10 protein-coding genes are annotated in these 10351 nt (G+C 59.1%); 4 read left to right on the plus strand and 6 right to left on the minus strand.

The genetic code is table 11. The annotated features are described in order from the left end of the window. Positions 1-148: 148 nt before the first annotated feature. From mksF to mksB, 3 genes are read right to left on the minus strand one after another with little or no spacing between them, the layout of a single operon-like run. Positions 149-2989, minus strand: a complete 2841-nt coding sequence (gene mksF / locus QMX93_RS27490) for an Mks condensin complex protein MksF (protein ID WP_053123843.1) — start codon at positions 2987-2989, stop codon at positions 149-151. Further along, entirely contained in the window at positions 2986-3687 is a 702-nt protein-coding gene (gene mksE, locus QMX93_RS27495; protein WP_053123840.1) for an Mks condensin complex protein MksE, read from the minus strand. The genes mksF and mksE overlap by 4 nt, the downstream gene beginning before the upstream one ends. Next, positions 3677-4954 (minus strand): Mks condensin complex protein MksB, encoded by a 1278-nt coding sequence (gene mksB / locus QMX93_RS27500; RefSeq protein WP_282358655.1) that lies wholly within the window; start codon positions 4952-4954, stop codon positions 3677-3679. Before mksB ends, mksE begins: the two co-directional genes overlap by 11 nt. A 219-nt stretch (positions 4955-5173) precedes the next feature. Here mksB and QMX93_RS27505 point away from each other — a divergent pair, with 219 nt between their 5' ends. Next, the gene (locus QMX93_RS27505) at positions 5174-5920 is read left to right on the plus strand and encodes an energy transducer TonB (protein ID WP_282358665.1); all 747 of its coding nucleotides are present in this window, start codon (positions 5174-5176) and stop codon (positions 5918-5920) included. Beyond that, on the plus strand, positions 5913-6365 hold the full coding sequence (rimI, locus tag QMX93_RS27510) for a ribosomal protein S18-alanine N-acetyltransferase (protein ID WP_282358658.1): 453 nt from the start codon (positions 5913-5915) through the stop codon (positions 6363-6365). The genes QMX93_RS27505 and rimI overlap by 8 nt, the downstream gene beginning before the upstream one ends. 145 nt (positions 6366-6510) lie before the next feature. Here rimI and QMX93_RS27515 read toward each other — a convergent pair whose 3' ends face one another. After that, a complete protein-coding gene (locus tag QMX93_RS27515; protein WP_282358660.1) occupies positions 6511-6915 on the minus strand; it encodes a serine kinase/phosphatase in 405 nt (134 codons plus the stop codon). Positions 6916-7056: 141 nt separating this feature from the next. Between QMX93_RS27515 and can the strand changes: the two genes are divergently transcribed. Then, on the plus strand, positions 7057-7701 hold the full coding sequence (gene can / locus QMX93_RS27520; protein ID WP_053123831.1) for a carbonate dehydratase: 645 nt from the start codon (positions 7057-7059) through the stop codon (positions 7699-7701). Positions 7702-7709: 8 nt separating this feature from the next. Here the strand turns inward: can and QMX93_RS27525 are convergent, their stop codons facing one another. Together QMX93_RS27525 and QMX93_RS27530 are read right to left on the minus strand one after the other, a co-directional pair. Beyond that, positions 7710-8231 (minus strand): lysine methyltransferase, encoded by a 522-nt coding sequence (locus QMX93_RS27525; RefSeq protein WP_282358662.1) that lies wholly within the window; start codon positions 8229-8231, stop codon positions 7710-7712. A 170-nt stretch (positions 8232-8401) separates the two neighbouring features. Further along, positions 8402-9574 carry a hypothetical protein gene (locus tag QMX93_RS27530; protein WP_282358663.1) on the minus strand — a complete coding sequence of 391 codons (1173 nt, stop codon included), beginning with the start codon at positions 9572-9574 and terminating at the stop codon, positions 8402-8404. Positions 9575-9888: 314 nt separating this feature from the next. Between QMX93_RS27530 and QMX93_RS27535 the strand changes: the two genes are divergently transcribed. Further along, a complete protein-coding gene (locus QMX93_RS27535; protein WP_282358664.1) occupies positions 9889-10179 on the plus strand; it encodes a nucleotidyltransferase family protein in 291 nt (96 codons plus the stop codon). Positions 10180-10351: the final 172 nt, after the last annotated feature.

The following is a 10351-nucleotide window of genomic DNA, read 5'->3' on the forward strand; positions in this document are numbered from 1 at the left end:
GGCTCACTCCTACAGGGGAACCAATTCCAACTGTAGGAGTGAGCCTGCTCGCGATAGGGCCCGCAAAATCAGCACAAACCCCAAGCCATAAAAAAGGGCCGCGATCCAAACAGATCGCGGCCCTTTTTTTATCTTCAGTTAACGCCGATCAAACCGCATCCAGCTCCGGTTCATCCGCTTCAACATTCACCGTGGCCTTCACCACATCATGGCGACGGATGTACTTCCAGTCCGCCTCATCAATGTAGATCCCCGCCGGGCCGCTGCCGCCTTCCAGGTCGATCGCGACACTCGCGCAGACCTGCGGCTTCACGCTCGCCAGAATCGGCACGAAGCCCAGTTGCAGACTGGTTTCCAGCAGTGCGGCCTGGTTCTTCTCATCGATGTCCGCCGCCTCGTCTAGGTAGTATGGCAGACGCACGCGGCCGGCCTGATCGCGATCCATCAAGTGCAGCAACAAGTACATGTTGGTCAGCGCCTTGATGGTCATGGTCGTGCCGTTGGACGCCGCGCCATCGATGTCGGTGTGGATCACCGGCTGACCGTTGACCTTGGTGATCTCGAACGCCAGTTCGAACAAGTCCTTGAGACCGAGCTGGTTGTGGTTTGCCGCGACCAACCGCGCCAGATATTCCTTGGCCTCTTCGTTCTTGTTGTCCTGCTCGGCGCTTTGGCTGAGGTCGAACACCGACAGGGTTTCGCCTTCTTCGTACTGACCGGCGCTGTGGATGATCTGATCGATGTGCTTGAGGGCTTCCTTGTTCGGCGCGAGGACGATGCGGAAGCTCTGCAGGTTGGAGACCTGACGCTTGTTGATCTCGCGGTTGAACAGCGCCAGTTGATGCTCGAGGCTGTCGTAGTCGCTGCGAATGTTGCGCAGGGTGCGGGCGATGTCGGTGACCGCTGCACGACGGGCCTTGCCCAGCGTCAGCGCTTCATCGGTACGGTGCGCGTAAGCGTTGATCAGCAGCGACAGACGGCGCTCCATGTCGTCTTCGCTGTCGAACTTGGCCACACCTTTGAGGCGCACTTGCGCGTACAGCGCTTCGATCTGACCGTCAGCACGGAGCAAGCCTTGCCAGCTGTCCTGGTAGTCGTTGAGCAGCGGTAGCAGGTTGTCCATCGAATCGTCGACCGGATCCATGAACGGCGTACCGAACGGCAGATCCGCCGGCAGCAACTGACGACGGCGCAATGCATCGTCGAGCGTGCGTTGCTTGGCTTCCATATCGGCGATCTGACGGCCGACCAGTTGCAGCTTGGCCGACAGTTGCTGGACGCGTTCGGTGAAGGCATCGCTGGAACGCTTGAGTTCGTCCTGCGCGCCTTCCATCTGCGCCAGTTGCTCGAGCTTGTCGCCTTCTTCAGCGCTCAACGTCTGCGTGCGACGGAAATCTTCCAGCGCCTTCTGTGCGTCCAACACTTGCTGGTACAGCGCTTCGGTCTGGGTCTTGCTCGCCGAGCGGTCAGCAGCAACAGCCTGCTGGGTTTTCAGTTGCTTGAGTTCTTTTTCCAGACGCTCTTTCTGATCGCGCAACGCGGCACGATCGGCCAGCGCTTGCAGGGCTGGCGGCTCGATATTGGAGATATCGATCGACAGGCCCGGCACTTCGAAACGCTCGCCTTTGAAGCCATCGAGGATCAGCTCCATCGATTTGACCCACTGGCCATCCTCGTCGAGGGCGATGCCGTGTTCGCCCAATGGCAAGCTGAACAGCGCGCTGTTGAACAAACGCATCAGGCGCTCGACGTCCTGCTGCGAAAACTCTTCGCGTAGACGTGCGTAGCTGTTGTTGTCGGCGTGATCGAGTTGCTGCTTCACCGACTTCAGGCGTTTTTCCAGATCGCGCAGGCGTTCTTCGAGATCTTCTGCACTGAACTGACGCGATTGCGCCAAGGCGCCGGCGAGTTCGTCGTGGGCGTCTTTGGCCGCGAGCAATTGTTGCTCCAGCACTTTGACGTCATCGACCAAAGCAAAGCGATTCTTCAGTACCGACAGCTCGCCGAGCCAGCGCTGGATGCCGGAAATTTCCCGCTCCAGACGCATCAATTCCTGGGTACCGCCGCGCTGATTGTTTTGCAGGCTGTCCTGCTCGCCACGGTAGTGGTCGGCCTGAATGGTCAGCTCTTCCTTGCGCGCACTGGCGTAATCCGACCAGGTGCCGAGCAACGAATCGAGCAGCGGCGACAGGCGATGCAGTTTGCCGCGCAGCACGTCGCGCTGTTTCACGCCGTTGGCCAAGGCTTCAACCAACGGGCCGGCAGCGACCAGCGAGTTGTAGTCCTGTTCCATACGACGCACGTCGCGGAAGGCTTCTTCGCACGCGGCGATGTAATCGACGCTGCCGGAACGCAGGCTGTGTTCGAAGGCATCGAGGAACAACTGCTTCAACTTGGCCGCAGTAATTTCGCGCATGTGCAGCAGGTTGATGAACAGCGCGCGGAAAGTCTTCAGGCTTTGCTCGCTGGTGGAGCGCAGCGGGATCAGGGTCAGGTCGAGCGGGATCGAAGTGTGACCGCCCACCAGCAAACGACGCAGCTCATCGGGCTTGAGTTCGTAGGCTTTCAGGCCTTCTTTCTCAAGGTTGTTGAACAGCTCTTTTTGACGCAGGCAGGTGTCGTTCTTCTGGTAATGCGCCAGATCGAGTTTGCCGGCGTAGGCGAAGAACTGGTGACCGAAACCACCGCCCGGGCCACGCCCGACCACACCAATGACGTGCGGGCCGTGTGGCAGATTCACTTCGACAAGGATGTAGCTGGTGTCGGAAGCGAAGTAGAAGCGCCGCGATTGTTCGAGGCTGTACTTGCCGAAACTCATGTCCGACATGCGCGCCAGAATCGGGAACTGCAAGGCGTTGATCGACGCCGATTTACCGAGGTTGTTCGCGCCGTAAACCGACAACGGTTCTTCCAGCGGGAACAGGCCGAGGCTGTAACCGGCAGTGTTCAATAGGGCAAAGCGGCGGATGCCGTAGCGTTCCTGGCTCATGCGTCGGACTCCTGTTCTTCGGCAATGGCGCGGGCCAGTGCGTCTTCTTCGCTCTCTTCATCAAATTCGCTGAGATCAAGTGGATCGTCGGTTTCGAGGAATTTGGCTTCCGCCGCTTCGTCGATCAGCACCGGCGCTGGCAGCGGCAATACGCTGTGCACGCTGGCCGCCAGATCGCGGTCTTGCTGCACCGACAGGCACACGTCGAGGAAACGGTGCATCGGTGGCAGGAAGCGGTACACACCGTTTTCCTCACCGGCGAAACCGAGTTGAGTCATGCGGCGCATGATCTTTTCTTCGAGCTCTTCGACGGTCTGCACCTCGGCCTGAATGAACAGGTCGCGGTATTTCTCCAGCAGCGACGGCAGTTCTTCACGGCCGAGACTGCCGCCATCGAGCACGGCGATCGGGTCGCGGCCCTGATCGGCCAGATGCTCGACGAGGATGAAGGTGAACAGCGCCAGACGCTGCGCCGTCTTGTTCACCGCCGCAGCGGCCATGTCCGGCACAAAGTAGTAGAAACCACGGGTGTCGCAGACCAGTTCAAAACCCAGCGCCTTGAACAGCGTGCGGTATTGATCTTGGAAGTTCGACAGTTGCGCGTACAGTTCCGGGTCGCGGCGGCTGACGTGGTAACCCTTGAACAGCTCGCGGAAGATCGGTGCCAGTTGGGACAGTTCGGAGAGATCAAGATGCATTGGGGATGCTCGCAGAATCCTCGGCGGCATTGTCGCGGGCCGAGAGCAGGGCGAAGGAGCGCAGGCTGACCTGGTGCTCATGAGTGTGGTATTCGCGGCGTTCCAGACGTTCGCGGGTAAAGCGTTTTTCCCGCGACAGGCGCGAGAACCAGTAGAGCAATTCGTCGGTGGCGCCGTCCGGTTCCTGCTCGAGCAGCCAGGTCATCAGATCCGGCATCGGCAGCGATTCTTCGCAACGGTCGACCATCTCGCGCACGGTGCGCGGGGCACGTGGCGCATCGCCTTTCTGGGTTTTGTGCGCTTTCGGGAAGCGGGCCGGTTTCGGTTCGAAACGCGCCAACGCGTACACGTAGGCTTCGACCTGACTGGCGCTGCCGAGGAAGGTGCTTTGCGGGCGAGTGAACATCGGCATCGCGGCTTGCGGCACGGCGTCGATGCCTTTACGGCGGATCGCCGCCAGTGCGAGCGCGGCGCCACGGGTCACGGCGTTGTGCCGGCGGGCTTCTTCACGCAGCGGCAGCAACAGTTCGCGGGCATGCCGCAGAGTCAACTGAGCGCTGGTCTGCATTTCGAGGATGCGCGCGTGGGTGCGCAGCAGCATGTCATCGTCAACCAGATGGCCGAGGCGCTGTTGCTCGCTGAGCATTTTCAGCAGCACGGTTTCGACCTTGCGCACGCCTTGTTCGAAGGCGCCGTCGGCGTTTACCAGATCGATCATCGGCTCGACGTATTCGTCCCACGTCGCCAGTACTTCGGCGTAACGCTGACGCAAGGGAATCTGTCGATCGCTGGTTTTGGCCCGTTCGGCTACTGCAACCAGCGCTTGTTCGTCGTTGTCGAGTTTCTTCAGAACATCGCGAACGCGCATGTCGAGCAAACGCAGCTGACGGGCGAGGTCGTGACCGTCGCGAACGTCGAACGCATCCTGAATGTAACCGGCCAGGCGTTCGAGGTGACGCAAATAGGCTTCGATTTCCAGGCACAGGCCCAAACGGTGTTCACGACGCAGGTAAGCGAGGAAGTCGTGAATCTGCGCATTGAGCTCGAACCGGTTCGGGCTTTTCGCCACCGGCACCAGAATATCGAGGCGAATCCACACGTCGAGCAGGCTGGTAATGTCCTGCGGCGTGCTGTCCAGTTGTTGGGCGGCCAGTTGCGTGCGCAGTTCGTTGAGGCTCAATGTGCCTTGGTCGAAGTGCTCACACAAAGGCTCCAGAAGCGCCCAGTGTTCAGCGAGGGCGCGCAAGACGCGCTTGGGTTCGATCATCGGAATGCCCGGCTGGTTGGCAATGAAAAGCGGCGATTGTACTGCATCGCAGCCGATACGATTCAATCCAGGGACAGGCTGTTGTTTTTCTTTCGGTCAAGTGATTGATCAACAACGGGCGATCTTGGGCGAAGGGCGGTAGAATCAGCCCACTTCAGTTATCCACAAGTGGCCGACCCTTTGCTTATCGAGTCCCGCCGCCGCGCCTATTTGAACGCCATGCAGGTGGTCAATTGGCTGCCGCGCACCGAATTGCCCTTCGCCGCCCCCTCGCGCCCCGAGCTGCTGGACATGCCCGAGCCCGAGGTAGAAGCGCCGCCGGTGCCCGCGCCTCAGGCCGAAGCGCCGGTGCAGCCTGTTGCGCGCCCGAGCGAACGGCCGAAGATCGAAGTGCCGCGCCCGTCGCTGGCGAGCACGCGAACCAACGCCAAACCGGTGGAAGAGGCCGACGACACGCCAGTCGTCGCCAAGCCTGCACCCGTGCCGCCGCCGCGTTTCGCCCTACAATTATTGCGGGCCGGACGTTGCCTGCTGCTGGTCGAGTTACCCACAGGCGAACCGTTCCAGAGCCGTGATCCTGCTTATTTATTGCTCAAAGACATGCTGCGTGCCGCCGGCCTGCCGGATGCACCGCAAATCGTCGGCGAGCCAGTGCGTTGGCCGTGGCTCAATCGCGGCACCATGGATCAGGGCCCGGATGCGGCGCGCGACTTTGTGCAGGGTTTCCTTTCGGTACAAATGGAATCCGCACCCTGCACCTGCCTGTGGCTGATCGGTCTGCCGGCGGTGCGTTTTGCCGGTGAGGCGGACGCTGAAGCATTCAATCGTGAGTTGCAGATCGAAGGTCTGGGCTCAGCCTGGGCCATTCCCGGTCTGGAATTGTTAATGGAAGAGCCACAGCGCAAAGCCGCTGTGTGGCAAGCCATGCGTCGGCTGATGGCGCGCTGGAAAGAATCGAATGAGTGACGCTGTATCGTTCCGCCCGATGATCGAGGCGGATCTGGACGCTATGCTAAAGATTGAATTCGCCGCGTACAGCCATCCGTGGACGCGCGGGATTTTTCTCGACGGCTTGGGCAAATACCAGATCTGGCTGATGTTCGAAGGTGAGCAACAGGTTGGGCATGGTGTGGTGCAGATCATTCTCGATGAGGCGCATCTGCTCAATATCACGGTGAAACCGGAGAGTCAGGGGCGAGGGTTGGGGCTGACGCTGCTGGAGCATCTGATGTCGCGGGCGTATGCGGCTGAGGCTCGGGAGTGTTTTCTCGAAGTGCGCGACAGTAATACGGCGGCGTTCCGGTTGTATGAGCGTTATGGCTTTAACGAGATTGGCCGGCGTCGGGATTATTATCCGGCGGTGGGCGGGCGTGAAGATGCGGTGGTCATGGCCTGCACTTTGGTTGACTGACCCCCTGACTCATTCTGCTCCTGCGGATACAACATCCCCCCTGTAGGAGCTGCCGCAGGCTGCGATCTTTTGATCTTGTTCCGGATCATGCAAAAAAGATCAAAAGATCGCAGCCTTCGGCAGCTCCTACAGGGGATCGGGTTTGTCAGCGCTTGCCATCCATCGGATCACGCCGCGCCAGTTCCGCCTCATCCAGCCCATTACCACCGCCAATGTCATCCTCATCGACAATGCTCAAATCCCAATCCGCCTGATTGCCTTCGCCAGCCTCTTCGGCATCGCGCGCGCCGTCTTCAAGGATCAGCGTTTCCGGGCTCATGTCATCGTCGGTCGGCTCATGGTCGGCAACCGAGGCGCCAGTCATCCCGGCCTCACGCACACGTTCATTGGGCATCAACTGCTCGCGTTCCCGCTCTGGGATCTCATCACCGATCTTCGCGCTGGGCTCGTCTTCATCGAAATCCAGCTCATGCACCGAACCCATGCGGTCTTCGTTATCATCGATGGGCTCAGGCTGTACCGCATCGTAGGGGCGTCGTGAATCAGTCATAGCAATTCCTCATACTGTGGGCCTTACTAAGGTGGACTCACCGGGCACACGAGAATTCCAACGAAATCACTTTCGGCTCAAGCGTGACCCCGACGGGCGGTCGACTGTCATACCAGCGCATCTTTCTTGAGGCCTTACAGCATGCATGACTTACAAGACCTGATTGATAACAACGAGCGTTGGGCTGACGCGATCACCAAGGAAGACCCGGATTTCTTCGCCAAACTGGCCCGCCAGCAAACGCCGGAGTATCTGTGGATCGGCTGTTCCGACGCGCGCGTACCGGCCAACGAAATCGTCGGCATGTTGCCGGGCGATCTGTTCGTTCACCGCAACGTCGCCAACGTGGTGCTGCACACCGACCTCAATTGTCTTTCGGTGATTCAGTACGCGGTGGATGTGCTCAAGGTTAAGCACATTCTGGTCACCGGCCACTACGGTTGCGGCGGTGTGCGCGCCTCGATGCAGGATCGCCAGTTCGGCCTGATCGACGGCTGGCTGCGTTCAATTCGCGATCTGTACTACGAAAAACGTGAAGAACTGGCCAAGTTGCCGACCGAAGAAGAACAGGTCGATCGGATGTGCGAACTCAACGTAATCCAGCAAGTGGCCAACGTCGCCCACACCAGCATCATCCAGAACGCCTGGCATCGTGGGCAGAGCCTGTCGATCCACGGCTGCATCTATGGCATCAAGGATGGCCGCTGGAAAAGTCTCAACACCACCATCAGTGGTTTCGAGCAATTGCCGCCGCAGTATCGTTTGCGTCCGGTCGGCGCGCCGTAATCAGCGTTTCAGCGCAGGCCCGTGTGGCGCCTGCGCTGTAAAAACTGTTGGCCTTCGCGGTTGGGTGGTTCGTCGTAACCGGTGACCCACCCACGACATTGCGACGATCCGCAATGGCAAGCGAACTGGCGCAAGAGTTTGTCTTCAGTGGCCGCGAAATCCATGGTCAGCCGTTCGCCCCTGTGGATATCTTTCAGCGCCCACAGCCACAATTCGCTCATGTCGAGAAACACGTTGGGGTTGCAGGAATGTTCCAGCAATCCGCAGAAGCGTGGGTCGTAAAGATGCAGGCCGGTTTGCAGTTGCCGGGTCTGCCGACATCGATAGGGCAACACTTGTCCCGATACGCGACACATGCGGGTGATGCGCAGAAACTCCCGATGCGCGATCACGGCATCGGTGCCATCGTCATCGTGAATGATTTCGAAGTCATCGCTGGCTGGAAACCCGAGACGCACGGGGAGGCCGGCAAACGGATAAATGCCCGGCGAATCACACGCATGACGGGCGTGAACGGCATGACTGTTCATAACAATCCTTGTCCAACGGGTGCTGCGACTTCCGTAGGCTGACGTCCTGTCAGTCCTGCAACACGATTTATGGATCCAATCCTGCGATATATGACAGAACCGGTCTACTGTCAGATCTGACAGGCGTGATTGGCGGTTTTGCGCGTCAGCCAAAACTGACGCGCAAATACCTATAAATGTGGGGCCGGTACGGCAGCGGCAGGCAGCGGTGCCTGCAATTGCTGCAGTTCAGCCTTGATCGGCGTGGTGGTGCATTTCGCGGCGGCTTGTTCTGCGCTCAGATTGCGAATCGAGGTGTAGAAGAGCTCGCAGGTTTTGACCTTCTGCGTCACCTGCCAGGTTTGTGTGCAGCTGTTGAGCAGAGTCTTCGGGTCGCTGCCCGGTTTGCGGCCCATTCCGGCCTGCCAACAAGCGGCGCTCAAATCCTGTCCCATCACTTTCAGGCCGGCGGCATCGGCTTTGGCTTGTGCGTCATCACCGGTGTAGCTTTTCGGGTCGGCGGCGTACCAGATGTAACTCGGGTGATTGGAGCCCAATACCGGCACGTTCACGCCTTTGCTCGGTGTGATGGTGGCGAGGCCTAACACGCTCACGGTCGGCCCGTATTGGTCTTTGATCCAGTTTCTGACGGGCGATCCAAAAGCCACCATCGGCAGCACGCTACCGCTGGCACTCTGGCTGAACTGTTTGACCAGCGTGGTCTGGTAGTCCTTGAAGTAACCGTAGACGCCTTCCAGATCACTGCCGGCGCTGGCGGGCGCGGCGATCGGGGCGATGTCGATGATGGTTTGAAACGCTGGTGTCTGCGCCGCAGGAATACCGTTTGCGGTCAGCAACGTTGCCCAGCGATCGGTGGTGTTCGAGCGCAGATAATCCTGCGCCTGGGTCAGCGAATAATCCGGCGGGAAGTGCAGCAGTTCGATGCTTTTGCGGTTTTCCAGGGCCATACCCAGCGGCAGGAACAGATACCAGCTGTACGCCCATTTGCCGTCGGCGTTGAGTTGGCTGGCGCCTTTGTAAGCCAGATCGCCGGCATCGAGCAGCGCCGACAACGGTTTGTCGTAACCCTTCGGCACGCCGGTTATCTCGGTGTAGAGCTGACCGTTATCGGTTTTTACCAATACTTTGGCATTGGCGTAACCGTCGCGTTGCACGCTCTGGTTCAGGTAGTGGGCGACGGTCTGCTCCAGCGTCCAGTTGCGAAAGCAGATGACGCTGCAGTTGTTGGGGTAGGCGAAGAGACGGGTAACGCGTTCGCTGCTGCCGAGTTTCAGGTCGACATCGGCGTGGGCGGCGGCGCTCAGCGTGAGCGCGGCGAGGGTGAGTCCTGCGATTTTCAACATGCTCAGATCCTTTTCAGCGTGAGTCCCGCTCGTTCGGGGGCGCCTCATAGTGGATCAGCCGTGATGCCCGGAGAAGTCGGGCAACACGGTTTTTTTGCGCAAGTCGAAGGCGGACTTATCAGGCTGGAAAGTGCAGGGCGTTGGTCAGATCGCCCATGGGTTGTTGCCCGCGCACAGTCATGCGCAATTGCGTTGTTTGAGGCCATCGAGCTTCTCCCATTGGGGGGATGTGACGGTTGGGTTACAAATGGTGCGGTGATTGTTGATCTGCTGCACGGTTAGACTTTCGCGATTGAATCCTGTCGCGATAAACCATGAAGCCCTCTACTGCTCTTGATTTGCAACGAATCGCTGTCCGTGCGGTTGCCCGCCGATTTCAGATGGGCAACCTTCGTGTTTTTGGTTCGGTGGCCATGGGCACCGATACAGAAGGCAGTGATCTCGACCTTTTGGTCGATCCAAAGCCCGGCACCACATTGTTTGATCTAGGAGGGCTTCAGGTGGAGCTTGAGGAATTACTGGGCGTCACCGTTGACTTGCGAACCCCGGAAGATATTCCACTCAAATTTCGCCAACAGGTTTTGGAACAGTCGCGACCTGTATGAAAAGGGAACTGATCTATCAGTTAATAACTGAATGAGACTGCGAATAATGGGTGTGAAGTCTGGACGGTGACTCAAGTTCGAAGTGAAACAAATGTGGGAGCGGGCTTGCTCGCGAAGGCGGTGTATCAATCAGCAATGATGTTGACTGACCCACCGCTTTCGCGAGCAAGCC

Origin of the sequence: Pseudomonas sp. PS01303 (assembly GCF_029959385.1) — a bacterium.
In the GTDB taxonomy this organism is placed as follows: domain Bacteria; phylum Pseudomonadota; class Gammaproteobacteria; order Pseudomonadales; family Pseudomonadaceae; genus Aquipseudomonas; species Aquipseudomonas rustica.

Bases quoted from the DNA above. Each gene is read 5' to 3' on its own strand.
- QMX93_RS27505 (WP_282358665.1), top strand. From the start codon at position 5,174: ATGCAGGTGGTCAATTGGCTGCCGCGCACCGAATTGCCCTTCGCCGCC.
- QMX93_RS27525 (WP_282358662.1), bottom strand. From the start codon at position 8,231: ATGAACAGTCATGCCGTTCACGCCCGTCATGCGTGTGATTCGCCGGGC.
- mksE (WP_053123840.1), bottom strand. From the start codon at position 3,687: ATGCATCTTGATCTCTCCGAACTGTCCCAACTGGCACCGATCTTCCGC.
- rimI (WP_282358658.1), top strand. From the start codon at position 5,913: ATGAGTGACGCTGTATCGTTCCGCCCGATGATCGAGGCGGATCTGGAC.
- QMX93_RS27535 (WP_282358664.1), top strand. From the start codon at position 9,889: ATGAAGCCCTCTACTGCTCTTGATTTGCAACGAATCGCTGTCCGTGCG.
- QMX93_RS27515 (WP_282358660.1), bottom strand. From the start codon at position 6,915: ATGACTGATTCACGACGCCCCTACGATGCGGTACAGCCTGAGCCCATC.
- QMX93_RS27530 (WP_282358663.1), bottom strand. From the start codon at position 9,574: ATGTTGAAAATCGCAGGACTCACCCTCGCCGCGCTCACGCTGAGCGCC.
- can (WP_053123831.1), top strand. From the start codon at position 7,057: ATGCATGACTTACAAGACCTGATTGATAACAACGAGCGTTGGGCTGAC.
- mksF (WP_053123843.1), bottom strand. From the start codon at position 2,989: ATGAGCCAGGAACGCTACGGCATCCGCCGCTTTGCCCTATTGAACACT.
- mksB (WP_282358655.1), bottom strand. From the start codon at position 4,954: ATGATCGAACCCAAGCGCGTCTTGCGCGCCCTCGCTGAACACTGGGCG.